We start from the raw sequence: 19054 nt of genomic DNA, 5'->3' as shown, positions 1-19054 counted from the left end.
GAAGCGGGGCGGGTGGCGGTTGCCACCCGCCCCTCCTCATTCGGACAGGGCCCGCCGGGCCGGCGTCTGCATCGCGTCCTGGACCCGGAGGGCGAGTGCCGGCTCCAGGTCACGGGCGTCGGCCCGCAACGCCCGGTTGAGCCGGACGACGGCGTGCTCAGCGTCGGTCTGACGACCCGCCCTGACGAGGGCCTCGATCTCCCGCACGGCGAGCGCATCATCTGAGGGCGAGCCGAGCCGACCCCGGGCGATGGCCCACATGGCGGTCTCGAGGTCTCCCTGGTTGAGCGAGCGGTCCGCGAGGACGCAGGCGGCGTCGACGATCGTCGCGATCATGTCCGCGCGCAGTTGCTGGGCCCATTGCCACTGGAACCCGAAGGTGCCGAGCGGCTCGCCGCGCACCAGGGTGAGGGCGTCCCGGAGGGCGTGGCTGCCCGCCATGTTCACGCCGCCGCTGAGCAGGGCGACGAACTGCTCCCAGTCTGACGTGACGCGTTCGTCGAGCGCGATCCTGCCGGTGTACGCGTCCGGCAGGTAGGGCTGGCCGGACGGGTCTGCCCCCAGCCAGGTGCGCAGGCGGCTCATGTTCGAGCGGCGGGTGGCATCCGCCACCTGGAGGTCGCGCAGCATCCGGGTGGGCGTGGCACCGGGGTTCTGCAGCAGCCAGGCGCAGTACTCCATGCATTGCCCCAGCGCGCGGGTGGGTGCGGTACCGGTGGTCCCGCCCAGTTCCACCGGCCCGAGGAGGGAGAGCACGGGATGGGGCGGCGAGCTGAGCATGGTGGTCATGGGTCGCTCCTCGGGGCGGTCCAGCCGGGGGAGGGGGAGAACGTTGGGAGGGAGGTCGTCGTCGCCCCTCCACCAGGGCGCGGGCTCCGTGTCGAGCCGGCCGGTGGTGGCGAACAGCTCGACGAGCGCCCGGCGGGCGGGAGCGGTGACGAGCTGAGGGGTGAAGCTACGGCCCCGGAACAGGCCCTGCTGCGGGCTGACGAGCACCCGGGAGAACGGGAGCGGGGATGGCCCCGCCGTCGGCGCCACCACCGAGACGCCCACCTCGCCCAGCGCGAGGGCATCGCCCACCGCGTCGAGGTGGGCCGGCTCCAGGCCCTCCAGGAAGACGACGACGGTGGGCGCGAAGGCATCGCGTAGGTTGTCGTCTGCGCGCATGGCAGCCAGCGTGCCTTGGCGCATCGCGAGTCGGCGCTCGGAACAAAGACGTGCCAACCGGTGCAGCCCCGCGGGGATGCCGCTCTCACCGCTGACGCGGGGGTCGTCGAGGGCCCGCACCCAGTCGTCGCCGCCCACCACGACCAGCGACACGCTGCTGGCCGACGGGTTGCAGGACAGTTCCGTCACGACTGCGCCCAGTGCAGCCACGGCCCCGTCGCCGTCGAAGAGGACGGCCCGCTCGGCCTCGAGGTTCACCTGGACGGCTTCCTCACCGTCCCAACCGAGCACCACGGCGGTGGGCCCGGAATCAGGGGCCGCGGCGTCCGTCGTCTCAGCTCTGTGCGCCAACGCCGTCCAGAACTGCGAGACCTGCCGGGGCACGGGGATCAGGCGACGGCCCAGCGCCCGGGCGAGCACCTGCGCCCGACGCCGCGTTGCCACGCCCAGCAGCACGGAACTGGCCAGCGCCGCGCCCACGGGTTCGAGCATCCCCGAGAAGTCCTCGGCTGATCCGGTGTCCTGATCGTCGGCGTCCGCACCTGCGTCTGTCTCTGTGGCCTCCTGGCCAGCCGCGGCAGCGGGATCCTGAGGGTGCTCCGGTAGCGCTGCGTCGATGGGGTACCCCCGCCCGAAGGCTTCAGCAACCGCTTCCTCGGGGGACCCTGGTGGGGACGTGGTGGGCGACTCGGCCTGCTCGACGGTGGGGGGAGTCGTCGGCTCGGCGACTGCCTCGGGGGCCGGTTCTGCGACGGGAGCGACGGCGCCTGCAGCGCCCTCAGGTAGGCGGAGTTCCCACCCCACCTCGATCAGGTCCGGGTCTGCCACCGTGTCTGCGTTGGCCCGGTGCAGCTCGGGCCAGCGGCTGGGATCTCCCAGTTCGGCGCCCGCGATGTGCCAGAGGGTGTCGCCCTCCTGAACCACCACCGTGTGCGCAGGCTTCGCGGCGTCGTCGGGCAGCGTGAGGATGTCGCCCGGGTGGAGACGCGAGACATCCGAGACGCCCTCGTTCAGCGCCACGATCTCCCGCCAGCGCTCTCCCGAACCCAGTTCGAGCTCTGCGATGGCCCAGAGTTCGTCACCTGGCTGCACCGTATAGCTACGCCCGGCTGGGGCGGTCGACGAGGCGGCGGGCGCCGTCGCGTCCATCCCCGCGGCGGCAGGAGCGCGTGGTGGCTCCGCGACAAGTGGGGTGGTGCCACCGTCCGCCATGGCCAGGGTGGGGGAGGCGACCGCCGCCATCGCGAGGGCGCCGACCGCCGGACGCAGCCAGCCGGTGCCCGGCAGCGTCACGCGGATCCGCTGCCTGCTGAGCACCGCGATCAGTTCCAGCAGCACCGTGAGCGCCACGACCGCCCACGCGGCCCAGGCCACGACGCTGAAGAGCCCGAGGATGAGCCGGGAATCTGCCCCCAGGGTGAGGGCCGTGACCGAGTCGACCCCCAGCAGGTGCGTGGCGTCGGTGAACCGGTACAGGAACCACGGCACGCCGACGAGCAGCGCGCCCAGGGCGAGGATCGCCGAGCCCGCCGAGGCCAGTCGGATGCCGAGAGTCCTCACGTCAGCCCGGCAGGTTGTCGGTCACGTAGGCGGTGATGACCGTGATGATGATGACGGCGATGCCGGCCGCTCCCGCGAGCAGGATGGCGTTCTCGGTGCTCTGGCTGAGGCCACGCTCGTCGCGACGCGGGGCCGGAACGAGGGCGCGGACGATGAGTTCTACGGTCTGGTGGATTGCTGACATGGTTCCTCCTCAAAGGACACTCTGGTTGATCGGGAGCTCGGTACACCTGTTATCCACAGGTCTGGCAGGAAAGTCGGAAAAGTTGTCCACAGGGGGAGGAAAGGCTTGACATCAACCCCCGATCAGGGTGAGGAGCGCCGGGGCGACCAGGGCGACGCCGAGCAGGAGCGCGGGGATGGTCATCCAGAGGGTCATCGCCTCGCTGGCCTCCTGCGCCTTCGCCTTCTGCTGGCTGAGGTGCGCGTCGCGAAGTTCGCGCACGCGGGCGCGGAGGGCGTCGGCGACACCGGCACCCTGCTCCTCGAGTTGCATGACGTCGCTGAAGTCGGCCAGTTCCGGAATGCCCCACTCCGCCGCGATGCGCCGAAGCTCCGGCCACGGTTGCACCTGCTCCATCCGCGCCCGCTCGAGCCCGGCGGAGATCCGCCTGAACAGCGCGGCGTCGGAGATGGCGGCCGCGTTCGCCGCAGCCTGCGCGGCCGAGGCATTGGCGAGGCGTTCCAGCACCGCCAGGTCGAAGAACGTGTGGATCCCGTCGACCGCTGAGCGCTTCTGCTCCTCGGAGCCGGAGCGCAGCCGGAGATCCGCGATGAAGGAGCCGGCGGTCGCTCCGGCCAGCGCCACCAGGAAAGGAGTGAGGCCTACCGGGCGCCCCATCGCGAACTGCAGCCCGCCCCAGAGGGCGGGGAGGAAGAATCCAGTGACCGTCCAGACGAGCTTCTCCACGAAGAAGTCGCCGACGGTGCGGTCCTGCATGAGCAGCAGCCGCTGCTGCCGGGCAGTGAGGGGCAGCCGGAGCCGGCGGTGGAGGCGCTCACCCCAGTTGTCGAGTCCGGCGGAGCCGGCTGTTTCGGGCGAGGTGTGCCGCCTGTCGAGCAGCGCCAGCGCGTCGTCCAGCCGGACGGGGGCAGCGAGCGCCCCTCGGACCACCAGCAACGCCCCGAGACCTGCCACCATGCCGAAGGCGATGGCCAGTCCCATTATCACGTCTGGCTCCTCAGGAAGCGCGGCGCCATGGGCGGCACGGTCTGGCGCCGCAGCACCACGAGGCAGCCCAGATAGGCGCAGGCCAGGGTGACGGCGAGCAACTGCCCCAGCGGGGAGCGGTAGGGCGCGAAGAACTCGCCGTTGAAGAGCAGCGCCGCGCCCAGTACGGCCAGGGTGATGTAGGTCACCTGCCGGACCACCGCCCTCGGTTTCGCACGCTCGGCCGCCACTTCGCGCAGCGCGCGGAGCCGGTCTTGGCTGGTGTCCGAGAGTGCGGCGAGGGTGGCGCGGGCACCGGCCCCGCCGCGGCCTGCGGCGATCACCAGGGCGGCGACCACCGCGTCGGCATCCGCTGAGCGGAGCTCGTCGGCGAGGGCGAAGAGCGCGTCACGCATCGTCCAGCGCTGATCGAGGCGCACGCACAGGCGGACGACCGGTCCGGCCAAGACCGGCGGCACCTGTTGCCTGGTGGCGAAGATGGCATCGCGGATGGACTTGCCCGAGGAGAGCGCGGTGGCGAGCAGCCTGACCCACCTGTCCAGAGCTGCGATCACCTCGATCTCCCGGTTGGGCGGCGCCATGAGCAGCAACGGCACGATGATCGCCGCACCGGGCACCAGCAGCAGGGCGGGCAACCATCCGGTGATGACGGTCGCCAGCACGCCGGCGCCGAGGGCGCCCCCGAACCACGCTCTCCGTCGGGGTGTGAGCCTTGTCCACCACCGTCTGAGTGTTGTCCACACGCCTGTGGACGAACTTGTGGACAGAGGGTGGTGGGTGCGGCGCAGGCCGGCCACCAGCACCGTGAAGCCCAACCCGACCGCGCACCCCAGGGCTGCGGCCACCATCACCCCCATAACGACGCCCCGTCGAACTCCGCGAGCTCCGCGGACATGGCGGCCTCCGGCTGGAACCACTCCTGCTGGGAGCCGGTTGCGGCCCGGTAGACGAGGTGCGTCGCGGGACGGCCGGCCTCGACGGATCCGGTGAGTTGGCGCACCTCGGAGACGAAGCGGCGACGCTGACCGCCGCGCCACGTGTCGTCGGTGAGTTGCACGTGCACGAGGAAGTCGATGTGGTGCGCGATCTGGTTCATGGCGTCCTCGATGCTGAGCACGCGTCCCTGCGCTACCCGCGCGGCCAGACGGTCGATGGTGGAGGTGGCCGAGTGGGAGTGCGTCGTGCTGAGCACTCCCGCGCCCGATTGCAGGGCCTCGAACATGGCGCCCGCCTCCGCGCCACGCACCTCTCCGACGACCAGACGGGTCAGGTTCTGCCGCAGCGCCTCGGGGATGAGGTCTGCGACGGTGTAGTCGCCGACCCCGACGCCGCCGGAGGTCTCGCCCATCCCCACCCGGGCCTGCAGTGCCAGGACGTTGCGCCGGTTGTGCAGCAGGTGGGTCAGGAGCTCGTAGTCCGTCTCGAGGGTGCCGAATCGTTCGTTGGGGTGGATGGCGGCGATCAATGCCCGCAGCAGGGTGGTCTTGCCCGCCCCCTGGTCGCCTGAGATCACCACGGACTTCCTGGCGAGCACCGCCGACTGCAGCAGCCTGGCGACGTGCGGCGGCAACATGCCGGTTTCGGCCAGGTCTGACAGCGTCACGTCGGTGAGCCGGTGCTGACGGATGACGACGCTCGGCCGGTACGACAGGCCGAAGCCGATCGCGTGCAACCGGAAGCGGCTCCCGAGGGCGAGGGTCATCGTCGGATGGAGGTCGTCGAAGGGGCGCGGCGGCGAGGCGGTCTCCCCCAGGAAGCGGATCGCGTCGACGAGCTCCTCGTCGGAATCCGCGACGGCGGGGTGGGCCACCCGCCTGCCGTCGCCGTACTGGATCATCACCGAGTCGCAGCCGTGGATCTCGATGTTCTCGGCGTCCGGGATCTCGAAGAGCGGTTGGAGCCGCCCGTACCCGAAGATGGCGCTCTCCACGGCGTCGGCGTAGCGCGTCTCGAGTTCCATGGGCCACAGCGCCTCGCCGGAGTCGCCGAGTGCCTGGGCGTGAGCGTGGACCACGCGCCGGATGACGGAGCGGCCCTGGACGCGCCTGTCGGCCTCAGGCATGGGCTGGCCGTGGCCGGTGAGCCATTCCGAACCGGCGAGGGAAATCGCCTCGGCCGCCTCCCGTCGGAGTGTCACCACCAGCTGCCAGTCCACGGTCGACGGCGGCCCAGGCATGCGCGGCGGCGTGGCGGGCGAGCTGGCAGCCCGCGCGGCACGCGTCGGCAGCATGGGCCCGGCCGGGGAGGCGCCGAGCCGGCCGAGCGCTCCCGACAACGGTGGGAGTTCGTGCACGCTCATCTGATTCCTCCGCTCACCAGCGTCGCTGCCTGCCGCGCCCGGCTGAGTCGCTCTGAGACCGCCTTCGCGTCCGCCCTCAACCGGCCCATGAACGATCCTTCGAAGAACCGGCGCGGCTCGCGCTCGCCATCACTGAGGACGTCGGCGGACTTCTGCTCCCACGGCACCTCGGCCCAGACCGGCACGGCGAACTGGGCCGCGATCTCCGAGGCCGAGTACGGCCGCCCGCCGCCCACCACCACCAGCCCCACGGCGGGCTGCCGTGAAAGCGCCGCCACCTGATCATTCAGCGTGGGCAGGTGGATCCGCGCTCCCGCCAAGGAGCGAAGTGACGAACGGACGGTCACTAGCACCACGTCTGCGGCGCTGAGGAGACCCAGCGGCAGGCCGCTCGTCGAGAGGCGACCCGCGTCGATCAGCACGTCGACGCCCTGACCGTCGAGCGACTCGAGTGCCTCGCCGAGGACCGGCCACACGTGCTCGAAGAGCCGGGACGCGCCAGGGGACGTGAACCCGGGGAGGAACCGCCGCTGCACGTCGCCGCCGTCGACGAGGGGGAGGGTCTGGCGCCACAGCTCTGGGGCCAACGGGCTGCCCTCCCGGTTGAGGTGCGCGAGGCTCATGAGGCCCCGACCCCCGTGGTCCATGCCCCGCAGGTAACCGGCCTGCACCGACTGACCGGGCTCGCGGTCGCAGTCTGCCAGGAGCACGTGGCGCGGCCAGGTGAGCGCGAAGCCGAGCGACGTCGTCGTCACGCCGGGGGCGCCCGTGGCGGAGGTGAGGAGGATGACCGCCATCAGCCCTCCGTCGTCACGACGAGGGCCACCTGATCCGCTGCCGACAGCCTGGCGACGGTGTCGGCCTCCCCGTCTGCCACCTGGACGTCGAGTGCGTAGCTGGCGCCGTCGTCGAGCAGTTGCGGACGGGTGGCCACCAGAGCGTCGACGGCGGTGTCGGCGCCGTCGAGCAGCCCGACCAAGCGCACCGTGGTGCCGGGCGGCAGGTCGCTGGCCGGCAGCTTGCCGAGCGCCAACCGCAGGCCCACGAGGGTCTGTCCTGCGGGGAGTGGTTCCTCGCCCACATGGCGACGCAGGGGGAAGGACCCCTGAGGCAGATCTGTGCGCGCGACCTGCCCGACGAGGGACTCCAGCGATTCGGCACCCTCCGCCGCGACTGCCAGCGAACCGGGCACTTCGAGCACCATGAGGTCGTCGCGGTCCACCACGTCGCCCCTGGCCACGTCGACCGCCATGGCCACGACGGCCCGTTGGTCCGCGTTCATCGTGTAGAGCAGCGCGGCGCCTATGCCACCCAGCGTCACGAGCAGCACGCCCAGCGCGATGAGCTTCGGGCTGCGCCGGGCTCGGAGTTGGACCGCCTCGGGCCGCGGCGCCGAGGGCGGTGTCAGGTCTGGTTTCGTCGGTCTGTCCGTGTTGAGCATTGGCCCCCTCCTGCGAACGCGAATCTAGGCCGCGAAGGGGTCACTTCCTGCACTCAGCGCGAGGGCTGTGGATAACTCGGGCGGGCATCGGCAATCAGCCGCCGTGAGTGATGGCAACCGGTAGCATTGGCCCGGCTTGATTTCCTGAGAATTCTAAGGAACTCTTGTCCTGTCGGAATCGACGAAGATCATCGGGAGACAACACGTGCGCAAACTGATCGCCTCGCTCGCAGCGCTGGCTGCTGTAGCGGTTGGCTCGATCGCCGCCACCACCGCGGATGCGCTTCCGATCGCCCCTGAGCCGGTCGTACCGGTCACCGGCATCCCCAGCCCCTGCGCCTCCACCTTCCCGTTCCCCGACGGCGCGTCCATCGAGGACATCCAGGCGCAGCTCGCCGCCAACTTCGGCTTCAAGCTGGCCGGCTCGCAGTGGACGGAGGCGCGCCGCCCGTCGATCAAGATCCTCTGGGAGACGCTCGACGCCATGGAGTGCACCTCCTACCGCAAAGACCTGCAGAGCAAGGTCACGGGCACCGTCGGCATCAACACCACCAACATCCGCGGCTACGCGTGGGGCGACTGGAGCCTCACCAGGAGCGGCTACGTCTCCCTGGATTTCGCCAAGTTCCAGCGCGCGCTGGATTCCGGTGACGAGGGACGCCTGACCCGCCTCGTCGCCCACGAGTTGGCCCACGTGCTCAACTCGGACCGCTACTCGGAGCCGGCCTACTGGACCGATTTCAAGAAGCTGTACGCCAAGGAAGGCCGCTTCTCGGAGTACGCCGGCAGCAAGGTCACCGAGGTCTGGGCAGACGTCATCGGCTACTACGTGGGCCGCTGCGCGCTCGACAACCCGTACGACACGGGCGAACACGACGCGTACTACGCCTACGCCAAGGACGTCATCTTCGGCGGCAAGGAATTCGGCCCGCCGCCGGGCGAGCCCATGAACTGCACCGTCCCGGACGCCAGCGCCGAGGCGCCCATGCCCGGGCCGGAGTCCGACGCCGAATGGCTCATCGGTTTGGGCGGCGAGTAACCTCGGGTTCATGCCTGAGGTCATCGCCTACGCCATCGACTCGCCCACCGGCCGGTACGAAAAGACCACCATCACCCGCCGGGAACCCGGCCCCACAGAGGTCTACTTCGAGATCGCCTACGCGGGCATCTGTCACTCCGACATCCACACCGCGCGCTCCGAATGGGGCGACACCATCTACCCGCTCGTCGCGGGTCACGAGATCGCAGGCGTGGTCACGAAGGTGGGCTCAGAGGTCACCAAGTTCGCCGTCGGCGACCGTGTCGGCGTGGGCTGCTTCGTGGACTCCTGCGGCGAATGCGAGATGTGCAGGGACGGTGAGGAGCAGTTCTGCACCGCGCCCGCCGGCCAGCGCACCGTCGGCACCTACAACGACCGCGGACGCGACGGCGAACCCACCGCCGGCGGCTACTCGCAGGGCATCACCGTCGAGCAGGACTACCTCATGCGCGTGCCGGACGAGATGTCGCTCGAGCACGCGGCGCCGCTCATGTGCGCCGGCATCACCACCTACAGCCCGCTGAAGCACTGGGGCGCCGGGCCGGGCAAGCGCGTCGCCGTCATCGGCATGGGCGGGCTCGGCCACGTCGCCGTGCAGTTCGCCGCCAAGATGGGCGCAGACGTCACCGTGTTCGGGCGCACGCTCGCCAAGCGCGACGACGGGCTGAAGCTCGGCGCGTCGGATTATGTCTCCACCCAGGACCGCGACGCCATGAAGAAGATGCGCGCCTCCTTCGACATCGTGCTGTCGACCATCTCAGACGGCGTGGACCTCAACGTCCTCGTCGGCCTCACCAGGCCCCACGGTGTCGTCGTCAACGTCGGCCTCCCGTCGGACGGCAACGCCACCGTCGGCCTGGGCCGCCTCATCAGCGGCAACCGCGTCATCGCCGGCTCCAACATCGGCGGCATCCGCGAGACCCAGGAGATGCTCGACTTCTGCGCCGACTACGACGTGCGGCCCATCATCGAGGTGATCCCGGCCAGCCAGATCAACGAGGCCTACGACAACGTGGTGGCCTCGAAGGTGCGCTACCGCTACGTGATCGACGCCTCGACGCTGGCAGACTGACCCGACACCCCAACCCGTGCTGCCGCCCGAGCGGCGTCACGAGCGGGGCGTCGACTCCTCCAACACCAGGCGGAGTTGCTCCAGCGCCCAGTCGATCTCCGTCTCGCCTATCACCAGCGGCGGCGCGATGCGGATGGTCTGCCCGTGCGTGTCCTTGACGAGGACGCCGCGCGCCATCAGCTTCTCGCTGATCTCGCGCCCGGTCCCGAGCGGGGGAGCGATGTCGACGCCCGCCCACAGGCCCGCCACGCGAATGGCCGTGACACCGTGCCCGAGCAGCCTCCCGAGCCCCAGGGCGAGATGCTCGCCGAGCCTGCGCGCACGCTCCTGGAACTCGCCGGTCTCCAGCATCTCCACCACGCGCAACCCCACCGCCGCCGCCAGCGGGTTGCCGCCGAAGGTGGAGCCGTGTTCCCCGGGCCGCAGCACGCCGAGCACCGCGCGGTCCCCGACGACGGCGGAGGCGGGCAGGATGCCTCCGCCGAGCGCCTTGCCCAGCAGGTAGAGATCGGGCGCGACGCCCTCCCGGTCGCAGGCGAAGGTCTCGCCGACGCGGCCCAGACCCGCCTGGATCTCGTCGGCGATGAACAGCACGTTGCGCCCGTCGCAGAACTCGCGGATCCGCCGCAGGTAGCCCCGGGGCGGGATGATCACGCCCGCCTCACCCTGGATCGGCTCGATGAGCACCGCCGCGGTCTCCTCCGTGATGGCGGCGGCGATGGCGTCGGCGTCCCCGTAGGGCACCTCGTCGAAACCGGGCGTGAACGGGCCGAAGTCGTTGTGCGCCACCGGGTCGTCGCTGAAGCTGATGATGGTGGTGGTGCGGCCGTGGAAGTTGCCCGCGGCCACGATGATGCGCGCCTTGTCCGCAGGGATGCCCTTGACGCGGTAGCCCCAGGCGCGGGCCACCTTGATGCCGGTCTCGACGGCCTCGGCGCCGGTGTTCATGGGCAGCACCATGTCCTTGCCGCAGAGCCTCGCGAGCGCCTCGGCGAACGGCTCGAGGCGGTCGGTCATGAAGGCGCGGCTGGTGAGCGTGACCCGCTCGAGCTGGCGGGTGGCGGCGTCGACGAGCGCCGGATGGAGGTGGCCGAAGTTCACCGCTGAGTAGGCGGCGAGGAGGTCGAGGTAGCGCTTCCCGTCCACGTCGGTGACCCAGACGCCCTCGGCGGACGCGATGGTCACCGGCAGCGGGTGGTAGTTGTGCGCGACGTGCGCCTCCCCGCCTCCGGGGTGCGGGCCCGCCGTCGTGACGTGGCTGCCGCGCAGTTCCAGGGTGCAGCACTTGATGCCGCCGCCCCCGAGCAGCAGCTCGGACAGGTCGAGCGGGATGGGGTTGTAGCCGCGTGCGCGCAGCTGCTTCGCGAAGTCCTCGGCCCCGGGCGCGATGACGACGTTGTAGCCGTCGCTCACGCAGTTCAGCCCGAACACGGCGCCGTCCTCATCCGACACGCGGATGGCGTCGGGGTAGCGGTCCTCGAGGATGGCGCGGCTGGCCGCGTCGAAGGCCCCGGGCAGGTACGCGATGGTGGCCCTGGCCGGCGCGCCGTGCTCCGTGCCCTGGACGGGGTCGAGCACGGCGATGGCGGTGTCCAGATGGTAGTAGCGCGCGTCGATGAGGTTCAGCGAGACCACGTCGCGGCCGAAGATTGCCCCCACTTCGCGGTGGCTGTCGTCCGTGGAGCGGAACCCGGTGCCGGCCAGGATGGTGTTGCCGACGAGGAGGAAATCTCCCTCGCCCTCGTTGACCTCCGTCGGCTCCACGGTGTCGAAGCCGTGGGTGCGGAACCACTCGGCGAACGCCGGGGCCTCACCGGCCCGCTCCTCGAAGAGGCACTTCGGCAGGTAGGCGCGGCCGTCGATGAGGAAACCGCCGTTGGCCGTGTAGACCATGTCGGGATAGCCGGGGACCGGTTCGATCAGCTCCACCTCGTGGCCCAGGCTCAGATACAGGTCGTGCAGCTTCTGCCACTGCTCGATCGCGCGGGCCGTGTCGGTGGGCCTGCCCGGCTCCATCCAGGGATTGATCGCGTAGGTGACCGTGAAATGCTCCGGCCGGCACATCAGGTAGCGACGATGGTGCGCGGTGCGTCGCTCGATGGCGCGGATGGGGGTGGGGGCTGGGGCCGTTTCCGTCGTGGACATGATGCTCCTCGGGAATAGACGAGGCGGACGCTGTCCCAGGGCCCGGCGGAACTTCCACCCGCCGCCCACCAGGGCGGGCGGGGAAGATGCGACACGGGCACGCCAATTTCATTCTGGCATCCGTCCCTGCGGTTTACCAGCCCCATTTCGGGGGTGCGGTGAGCCGGCCGCGACCTCGTAGGCTGGGGCCCATGAGCCGCTTCACGGTCACGCTGCACGCCGATTGTCCGCCTCCCGAAGCGCTCAGCCGTGTGCTCGATCTCCGTGCCCACAGCAGGCACATCCCCTTCACCACCTTGGCCCCCGCGCCCTCGTTCGCCGAGCTGGAGACCGGTGTGCGGTTCGTCGCCCGCACCGCGATCGGGCCGTTCGGCTTCGACGACCCCATGGTCGTCGAACACCTCGACGCGGGTCCCGGCCGCTGCTCGGCCCGGCTGCGCAAGCAGGGGCGCGCCATCCGTGGGCTGATCCGGGTGGAGTGCCTGCCCGACGACGGCGGCGCCACCGTCATCTGGCGGCAGGCGGTGCACCTGCCGTGGTGGCCACGCAGGCTCCACTGGCTCGCCGTGCCGGTGCTGCGGGCCGGCTACCGCCGGGTCCTCCAGCGGTTGCTTTCTGAATCACCGGCTCCGTAACCGACACGAGTAGGGTTCGTTTTGTGAGTACAAGCGGGTACGGCCGGGCGGCCTGGGTGGTGTGGGGGGTCGGCCTCCTCGCCTACGCGGTCGCCGTCATGCACCGCACCTCGCTGGGCGTGGCCGGACTCGAGGCCGCCCAGCATTTCGGCACCACGCCCGGCATCATCTCCACGTTCGTGGTGCTGCAGCTCGCGGTCTACGCGCTGGCCCAGGTTCCCGTCGGGCTGCTGCTCGACCGGTACGGATCCCGCCTCGTGCTGACCGGCGGCATCCTGGTGATCGTCGGGGGCCAGATGGTGCTCGCGTTGGCCACCGAGCTGCCCCTGGCCTATGTCGCCCGGATCCTGCTGGGCGTCGGCGACGCCTGCATCTTCAACGGCATCCTCAAGCTCCTGCCACGCTGGTTCGAACCGAGCCGGATTCCGGTGCTCACCCAGATCACCGGCATGTTCGCCGGCTTCGGCCAGATCGCGTCGGTGGTGATCGTGCTGCCCGTGATCCAGCTCCTCGGTTGGCGGCTGGGTCTCCTCATCGTGGCCGGCGCCAGCGCGCTGGCGGTGCTGGCGGTCATCGGGTGGGTGCGCAACGCGCCGCCGGGGGAGGACGCGGGCATGGTCGTCGACCCGCTGCGCGAGATCCCGGGGCGGATCGCCGACGTGACGCGCCATCCCGCGACGCAGCTCGGGTTCTGGGTGCACTTCACCTCCGGCTTCTCGATGAACGCCTTCATCTTCATGTGGGGCATGCCGTACCTGATCGTCGCCCAAGGACTGTCGCAGCTCCAGGCGTCTGGGCTGTTCACGGTGCTGTCCGTCGCGGCGATGTTCGCGGGGCCTGTCATCGGCGCCCTTACCGCCCGGCATCCGCTGCGCCGCAGCACGCTGGCGCTCATCGTGGTGTGCTCGTTGATCGTGGTGTGGGCCGCGGTGCTGCTCTGGCCGGGGCGCGCCCCGGGTGCCCTGCTGTTCCTGCTGGTGCTGGTCCTCGCGGTGGGCGGGCCGGGCACCGGCATCGGCTTCGACTTCCCCCGCACGTCGTTGCCGACGACGCGGCTGGGGGCGGCCAACGGCATCGTCATCACCGGGGCGTTCACGGGCGGCACCCTGCTCATCCTGCTGATGGGCGTGTTCCTCGACTGGATCGCGGGCGGGAACGCCTACACGCCGGAGCACCTGCGCCTGGCGTGGGCGCTGCAGGCGCCGTTCTTCATCGTCGGCATCGGCGGGATTCTGCTCAGCCGCCGGAAGCTCCGCACGCTGATGGAAGCCCAGGGCGTCGTCGTGCCGAGCTGGCGCGAGGTGCTCGAGAGGCTGCGTCGCCGCCGGAGCTTAGGCAACTGACCCGCCACGGGGTCCGTCAGAAAAGACCCTCCGGCTGGGGCGGCGGGGCGTGCGACGGATCCACGTCGTTGAACAGCTTCGAGACGGAGCGGCCGTTGTGGATCCGGTCGATGGCGCTGGCGAACAACTGGGCGACACTCAGGCACGTGAGGCCCGGGAAGTTCTCCGGTGCCGGCACCGTGTTGGTAGACACGATCTCCTTGATGGCATCCACGGCCAGCAGCTTCTCCACCGCGTTGCCGGTGAACAGACCGTGCGTGCAGGCGACACTCACCTCCGCAGCGCCGAAGGCCTGCAGCGCGCGCACGATCTCCACGATCGAGCCGCCCGTGGCGATCTCGTCGTCGAGCACGATGGCGCGCTTGCCCCGGACGTCGCCGACGATGGCGTCGATGACCACCCGGTCGTCGGCCAGCCGCTGCTTCGAGCCCGCGGCGACGGGGAGATTGAGCAGCCGCGACAGGAGCGTGGCCTGCTTGGCGTTGCCCAGGTCCGGGGAGACGACGACGCAGTCAGTGAGATCCCGCTCGCGGTAGTGGTCGGCGATGACGCCCAACGCTGTGAGGTGGTCCACCGGCACCGAGAAGAAGCCGTGCACCTGCGGAGCGTGCAGGGCCATGGTCAGCACGCGGTCGACGCCCGCCGTCGCGAGCATGTCCGCCACCAGCTTGCCGCCGATGGAGATGCGCGAGGCGTCCTTCTTGTCGGACCGGGCGTAGGCGTAGTGGGGGATGACGGCGGTGATCTGACCGGCCGACGCCCCGCGGGCGGCGTCGATCATCAGGAGCAGCTCCATCAGGTGCTCCTGCGTGGGAGGCACGAGCGGCTGCACTATGTAGACGTCGCGCTGGCGGCAGTTGGCCAGCAACTGGGCCTGGAGGCAGTCGTTGCTGAAGCGGGAGATTTTGACGCCGGAGCGCCTCAGCCCCAGATGGTCACAGATGTCGTCGGCCAGCTCGTGATGCGCCGACCCGGAGAACACGACGATGCCCTTCACCGGCAGCCCCTATCTTGTTGGACTGGCCTCAGCCTAGCGAGCCGCGCAGGATCCATGGCCAGCGGTTCACCGACCGGCCGGCGACAGCCACGTTTCCTGCTGTTCACCCGGCGTTCAGCCAGGACGTGCGCGCCGTTCAGGTCGGGGGCATAGCTTTCCACGGCGGTGGCCAGATGGCCGCCCCTGAAGAAAAGGAACGCTCATGCGTGCAATCCGTACCGCCGCTTTCGTCGGCCTGGCCGCGTTGGTGACGCTCACCGCCTGCGGCGCCGACACCACCCCGGCCGACGGCGAGAACGCCGCCGCCGCTGACGCCACGGCTGCCGGCGACGCCTGCGCCCCCGTCGACATCGAGGCCAAGGCCGCCGAGATCGACGCCGCCACCGCCACCTCCGCCGCCGACTTCGGTGGCCTCGACGGCCTCATCGCCGCCGCGAAGGCCGAGGGCCAGCTCAACACCATCGCCCTCCCGCACGACTGGGCCAACTACGGCCGCATCATCGACTGCTTCAAGAACACCTACGGCATCACCATCAACGAGCAGGCCCCCGACGCCTCCTCGAAGGAAGAGATCGCCGCCGCCGAGGCCAACAAGGGCACCGACAAGGCCCCGGACGTGTTCGACCTGGGCACCAACGTCGCCCTCTCGTCCACCGACCACTTCGCGCCCTACAAGGTGGAGAAGTTCGACGACATCCCCGCAGACCAGAAGGAGGAGACCGGCCTCTGGGTCTCCGACTACACCGGCGTCATGGTGGTGGGCTACAACAAGACCCTCTTCGGCGAGATCACCTCGCTCGACGAACTGACCGACGAGAAGTTCGCTGGCACCGTCGCCCTCAACGGCAAGCCCGCCGAGGCCGGCGCGGCCTTCAACGGCTTCCTGTTGGCGAACCTCGCCAACGGCGGCTCCATGGAGGACACCCAGCCCGGCATGGACTACTTCATCAAGCTCAACGAGGCAAAGACCCTCAACCTCACCGACGTGACCCCGGGCACCATCGAATCCGGTGAGCACGGCGTCGTCTTCGACTGGTCCTACAACATGGTGCCCGTCACCGAGAAGCTTCAGGCGCAGGGCGTCGAGTGGGCCACCTTCCTCCCGGAGGACATCACGCTGGGGTCGTACTACAAGCAGGCCGTCAACGTCGACGCCCCCAACCCGGCCGCGGCGCGCCTGTGGCAGGAGTTCCTGTTCTCGGCCCCCGCGCAGAACCTCTGGGCCGAGGGCGGCGCCGTGCCGGTGCTGAACGTCCTCTTCGCCGACGAGTTCTCCGACGAGGCCAAGGCAGCGGCACCGCAGGTGGAGAGCCTCGTGTCGCCCACCTCCGAGCAGTCCGACGCCATCACCGCGTTCCTGCAGGAGAACTGGGACAAGACGATCTCCTGATGTTCCAGACGGCAGCGGGCGTGACAGCCCCCAGATCACGCGTCGCGCGGCAGGTCCGCGACGCGGCGGTGACCCTCCCCTTCTTCGGCTATCTCGTGATCTTCCTGTTCCTGCCCACGATCATCGTGATCATCGGCGCGTTCCGGAACCGGGCCGGGGAGTTCACCCTCGACGGCGTGGCCAAGCTGTTCACGCCCGCTACCGTCCAGATCTTCACCACCACCGCCTGGCTGGCGCTCGCGTCGGCCCTCATCGGGGCGGTCGTCGGCGGGGTCGCGGCCTATGCGCTGGCGACCGTGCCCACGACGTCGCCGCTGCACCGCGTCTACACCGCCGTCTCGTCGGTGCTGGCGCAGTTCGGCGGCGTCATGCTCGCATTCGCCTTCATCTCCGTGCTGGGCAAGAACGGCAACTTCACGCGGCTCATGGCGGGCTCGTTCGGGGTGACGCTCCCCGGCGACTTCCTCACCTCCATCCCGGGCCTCATCGTCGTGTACTGCTACTTCCAGATCCCGCTGATGATCATCGTGTTCCTGCCTGCTGTCGCCGGCCTGCGCCAGGAGTGGCGCGACGCCACCGAGAACCTGGGCGGCTCCGGCTGGACCTTCTGGACGCGCGTGGCGGGGCCCATCCTCGCGCCCAGCTTCCTCGGCAGTTTCCTGCTGCTGTTCGCCAACGCGTTCTCGGCCTACGCGACGGCAGCGGCGCTGATCTCGCAGAAGACGATCATCGTGCCGATGGCGATCGAGGGGGCCATCCGCAACGAGAACAACACCGACATGGATTCCTACGCCCAGGCGCTCGCCGCCGGCATGATCGTGGTGATCGCCGTGGTGATGGGCCTCTACGCCCTCCTGCAGAAGCGCACCGCGCGGTGGACCCGATGAGCCGGGCCGCCACGTCGGCGCGCAGGCGGGCCGTCTTCCGCTGGGTGGTCCTCGGTCTCGTCGGCCTGTTCCTGGCCTACCCGCTCTACGCGCTGTTCGAGTTCTCCATCCGTTTCCCACTGACGGGCGCCTACTCGTGGGACGCCTGGGGGCGTCTCATCGGGGCGGGCGACGCCGCACGCCTCGGCCCGCTCTACACCGGGCTGCAGAACTCGCTGGCCATCGCCGCCCTGACGCTGGTGATCATGTTCGTGCTGCTCCTGCCGACGATGGTGTGGGTGCGGCTGCGGCTGCCCAACCTGACGAGGGTCGTCGAGTTCGTCGTCCTGCTGCCGTTGACGCTGCCGGCCATCGTGCTGGTGGTGGGCCTCGTGCCGGTGTACCGCTTCATCGCCACGCGGGTGCTCGACACCCACGCCATCTGGCTGGCGTTCGCCTACGTCATCCTCGTGCTGCCGTTCGCCTACCGGGCGCTCGACTCCGGCCTCAGCGCCATCGACGTGCACACCCTCACTGCCGCCGCGCGCTCCATGGGCGCCTCCTGGCCGACGGTACTGCTGCGGGTGATCCTGCCCAACCTGAGCAACGCTGTGGCGTCGGCCGCGTTCATCTCGATCGCCGTCGTGCTGGGCGAGTTCACCATCGCCCGCATGCTCGCCCGCGAGAACCTCCAGACCGGCGTCATGCTGGTCAACCAGGCCGCGCCCCAGGTGGCGGCGGCCGTGTCCCTGCTCACTCTGCTGTTCGGCATCACGCTGCTGGTCGGGCTCAGCTACATCACGTCGCGCCAGCGCAAGAGGAAGGTCACATCATGAGCACGAACAGTTCCGCGGTGGGCGTCGAGATGCGCGGCCTGCGCCGCAGCTTCGGCGCAGTGAAGGCGCTGGACGACTTCGACCTGGACATCCGCCCCGGCGAACTCGTCGCGCTGCTGGGCCCCTCCGGCTGCGGCAAGACCACCGCGCTGCGCGTGCTCTCCGGCTTGGAGGACCTCGACTCCGGCACCGTGTCGGTGGGCGGCCGCGACATCACCCAGACCCCGCCGAACAGGCGCAACATGGCGATGGTCTTCCAGAGCTACTCGTTGTTCCCCCACCTCACGGTCTCCGGCAACATCGACTTCGCCCTCTCCATGCGGAAGGTGCCCGGGCGGAAGCGCCAGGCCATCATCGACCACCACCTCGAGCTGGTGGGGCTCATCGCCCAGCGCAACCGCTTCCCGCACGAGATGTCAGGCGGCCAGCAGCAGCGGGTGGCGCTGGCCCGGGCGCTGGCCTCGAACCCGGACGTGCTGCTCCTCGACGAGCCCCTCTCAGCCCTCGACGCCAAGGTGCGCGTGCAGTTGCGCGATGAGATCCGCCGGATCCAGCAGGAGCTCGGCACCACCACGCTGTTCGTCACCCACGACCAGGGCGAGGCCCTCGCCATGGCGGACCGGGTGGGCGTCATGCAGGCGGGCAGGCTGGAGCAGCTCACCTCGCCCCGCGAACTCTACGAGCGTCCCGCCACCGGTTTCGTGGCCCGCTTCATCGGCCAGACCAACGAACTGCCGGGGGTCGTTTCGGCCGGGAACGTGCTTGTGATGGACCAGTGGCTGCCCGCGCTCCCCGGCTCCATCACGGAGGGCCGCGGCACCGCGTTGGTGCGCCCCGAGCGGATCACCGTCACCCCCTGCGAGGACCGGGCCGACGGCGGGGAGGGCAGGATGGCCACGGTGCGGCAGTTGTCGTTCCAGGGTGACCACGCCGTCGTGCACCTGGCGATGGCGGAGTCGGACCACGAGATCACCGCCTTCGTGACCGCCCGCGAAACGGCTGCGCTGTCCGAGGGCACCGACGTGTTGGTGGGCCTCGACCCGGTGCCGGTTCTGGTGGCGGCCTGAGCTGCGACGAGGTCCCCGGCCACGTA

Annotated in this window: 17 protein-coding genes and 1 pseudogene; 8 read left to right on the top strand and 10 right to left on the bottom strand. The window is 70.2% G+C overall.

The features are described 5' to 3' along the window. Nucleotides 1-36: 36 nt before the first annotated feature. The 7 genes from C3E87_RS08325 to C3E87_RS08295 all read right to left on the bottom strand — a co-directional run bounded on the left by C3E87_RS08325 (nt 37) and on the right by C3E87_RS08295 (nt 7638). Complete coding sequence (locus tag C3E87_RS08325; RefSeq protein ID WP_076061548.1) at nt 37-2727, bottom strand: LysM peptidoglycan-binding domain-containing protein; 2691 nt, start codon at nt 2725-2727, stop codon at nt 37-39. A gap of 1 nt (nt 2728) precedes the next feature. Then, on the bottom strand, nt 2729-2911 hold the full coding sequence (locus tag C3E87_RS08320; RefSeq protein WP_076061546.1) for a hypothetical protein: 183 nt from the start codon (nt 2909-2911) through the stop codon (nt 2729-2731). A gap of 111 nt (nt 2912-3022) precedes the next feature. Continuing rightward, nucleotides 3023-3898 (bottom strand): hypothetical protein, encoded by an 876-nt coding sequence (locus C3E87_RS08315; RefSeq protein WP_143570947.1) that lies wholly within the window; start codon nt 3896-3898, stop codon nt 3023-3025. Beyond that, entirely contained in the window at nt 3895-4560 is a 666-nt protein-coding gene (locus C3E87_RS08310) for a type II secretion system F family protein (RefSeq protein ID WP_158069059.1), read from the bottom strand. Before C3E87_RS08310 ends, C3E87_RS08315 begins: the two co-directional genes overlap by 4 nt. A 185-nt stretch (nt 4561-4745) precedes the next feature. Next, nucleotides 4746-6197 carry a CpaF family protein gene (locus tag C3E87_RS08305; RefSeq protein ID WP_076061539.1) on the bottom strand — a complete coding sequence of 484 codons (1452 nt, stop codon included), beginning with the start codon at nt 6195-6197 and terminating at the stop codon, nt 4746-4748. Next, nucleotides 6194-6994, bottom strand: a complete 801-nt coding sequence (locus C3E87_RS08300) for a hypothetical protein (protein WP_076061537.1) — start codon at nt 6992-6994, stop codon at nt 6194-6196. Before C3E87_RS08300 ends, C3E87_RS08305 begins: the two co-directional genes overlap by 4 nt. After that, nucleotides 6994-7638 (bottom strand): SAF domain-containing protein, encoded by a 645-nt coding sequence (locus C3E87_RS08295; RefSeq protein ID WP_076061535.1) that lies wholly within the window; start codon nt 7636-7638, stop codon nt 6994-6996. Before C3E87_RS08295 ends, C3E87_RS08300 begins: the two co-directional genes overlap by 1 nt. Before the next feature lie 205 nt (nt 7639-7843). Here C3E87_RS08295 and C3E87_RS08290 point away from each other — a divergent pair, with 205 nt between their 5' ends. Then, a complete protein-coding gene (locus tag C3E87_RS08290) occupies nt 7844-8677 on the top strand; it encodes a hypothetical protein (RefSeq protein WP_076061533.1) in 834 nt (277 codons plus the stop codon). 10 nt (nt 8678-8687) lie between these two features. After that, on the top strand, nt 8688-9749 hold the full coding sequence (locus C3E87_RS08285) for an NAD(P)-dependent alcohol dehydrogenase (protein WP_076061531.1): 1062 nt from the start codon (nt 8688-8690) through the stop codon (nt 9747-9749). A gap of 36 nt (nt 9750-9785) precedes the next feature. On the opposite strand, the gene rocD is transcribed toward C3E87_RS08285, so the two are convergent. Then, nucleotides 9786-11018 (bottom strand): ornithine--oxo-acid transaminase, encoded by a 1233-nt coding sequence (gene rocD / locus C3E87_RS08280; RefSeq protein WP_198928253.1) that lies wholly within the window; start codon nt 11016-11018, stop codon nt 9786-9788. A gap of 9 nt (nt 11019-11027) precedes the next feature. Beyond that, a pseudogene (ddaH, locus tag C3E87_RS14875) lies at nt 11028-11894 on the bottom strand (dimethylargininase); the annotation flags it as partial. 191 nt (nt 11895-12085) lie between these two features. On the opposite strand from ddaH, the gene C3E87_RS08275 reads away from it, so the two are divergent. Next, nucleotides 12086-12529, top strand: a complete 444-nt coding sequence (locus C3E87_RS08275; protein WP_076061525.1) for a hypothetical protein — start codon at nt 12086-12088, stop codon at nt 12527-12529. Nucleotides 12530-12552: 23 nt separating this feature from the next. Continuing rightward, on the top strand, nt 12553-13872 hold the full coding sequence (locus C3E87_RS08270) for a nitrate/nitrite transporter (protein ID WP_076061522.1): 1320 nt from the start codon (nt 12553-12555) through the stop codon (nt 13870-13872). 16 nt (nt 13873-13888) lie between these two features. On the opposite strand, the gene C3E87_RS08265 is transcribed toward C3E87_RS08270, so the two are convergent. Beyond that, a complete protein-coding gene (locus tag C3E87_RS08265) occupies nt 13889-14869 on the bottom strand; it encodes a ribose-phosphate pyrophosphokinase (protein WP_076061520.1) in 981 nt (326 codons plus the stop codon). A gap of 202 nt (nt 14870-15071) precedes the next feature. Between C3E87_RS08265 and C3E87_RS08260 the strand changes: the two genes are divergently transcribed. From C3E87_RS08260 to C3E87_RS08245, 4 genes are read left to right on the top strand one after another with little or no spacing between them, the layout of a single operon-like run. Next, the gene (locus C3E87_RS08260) at nt 15072-16259 is read left to right on the top strand and encodes an ABC transporter substrate-binding protein (protein WP_076061518.1); all 1188 of its coding nucleotides are present in this window, start codon (nt 15072-15074) and stop codon (nt 16257-16259) included. After that, nucleotides 16259-17146 (top strand): ABC transporter permease subunit, encoded by an 888-nt coding sequence (locus C3E87_RS08255; protein WP_076061516.1) that lies wholly within the window; start codon nt 16259-16261, stop codon nt 17144-17146. Before C3E87_RS08260 ends, C3E87_RS08255 begins: the two co-directional genes overlap by 1 nt. Beyond that, nucleotides 17143-17961, top strand: coding sequence for an ABC transporter permease (locus C3E87_RS08250; protein WP_076061606.1), 819 nt, complete (start codon nt 17143-17145; stop codon nt 17959-17961). The genes C3E87_RS08255 and C3E87_RS08250 overlap by 4 nt, the downstream gene beginning before the upstream one ends. Further along, on the top strand, nt 17958-19028 hold the full coding sequence (locus C3E87_RS08245; RefSeq protein WP_076061514.1) for an ABC transporter ATP-binding protein: 1071 nt from the start codon (nt 17958-17960) through the stop codon (nt 19026-19028). The genes C3E87_RS08250 and C3E87_RS08245 overlap by 4 nt, the downstream gene beginning before the upstream one ends. The last annotated feature ends 26 nt before the right edge of the window (nt 19029-19054 follow it).

It is taken from the genome of Tessaracoccus sp. ZS01 (assembly GCF_022342445.1).
In the GTDB taxonomy this organism is placed as follows: Bacteria; Actinomycetota; Actinomycetes; order Propionibacteriales; family Propionibacteriaceae; genus Arachnia.
This window is presented reverse-complemented; position numbering and strand designations above follow the sequence as displayed.

Coding starts and splice junctions, on each gene's coding strand:
- C3E87_RS08320 (WP_076061546.1), bottom strand. CDS start 2,911: ATGTCAGCAATCCACCAGACCGTAGAACTCATCGTCCGCGCCCTCGTT.
- C3E87_RS08305 (WP_076061539.1), bottom strand. CDS start 6,197: ATGAGCGTGCACGAACTCCCACCGTTGTCGGGAGCGCTCGGCCGGCTC.
- C3E87_RS08300 (WP_076061537.1), bottom strand. CDS start 6,994: ATGGCGGTCATCCTCCTCACCTCCGCCACGGGCGCCCCCGGCGTGACG.
- C3E87_RS08295 (WP_076061535.1), bottom strand. CDS start 7,638: ATGCTCAACACGGACAGACCGACGAAACCAGACCTGACACCGCCCTCG.
- C3E87_RS08285 (WP_076061531.1), top strand. CDS start 8,688: ATGCCTGAGGTCATCGCCTACGCCATCGACTCGCCCACCGGCCGGTAC.
- C3E87_RS08275 (WP_076061525.1), top strand. CDS start 12,086: ATGAGCCGCTTCACGGTCACGCTGCACGCCGATTGTCCGCCTCCCGAA.
- C3E87_RS08260 (WP_076061518.1), top strand. CDS start 15,072: ATGCGTGCAATCCGTACCGCCGCTTTCGTCGGCCTGGCCGCGTTGGTG.
- C3E87_RS08255 (WP_076061516.1), top strand. CDS start 16,259: ATGTTCCAGACGGCAGCGGGCGTGACAGCCCCCAGATCACGCGTCGCG.
- C3E87_RS08250 (WP_076061606.1), top strand. CDS start 17,143: ATGAGCCGGGCCGCCACGTCGGCGCGCAGGCGGGCCGTCTTCCGCTGG.
- C3E87_RS08245 (WP_076061514.1), top strand. CDS start 17,958: ATGAGCACGAACAGTTCCGCGGTGGGCGTCGAGATGCGCGGCCTGCGC.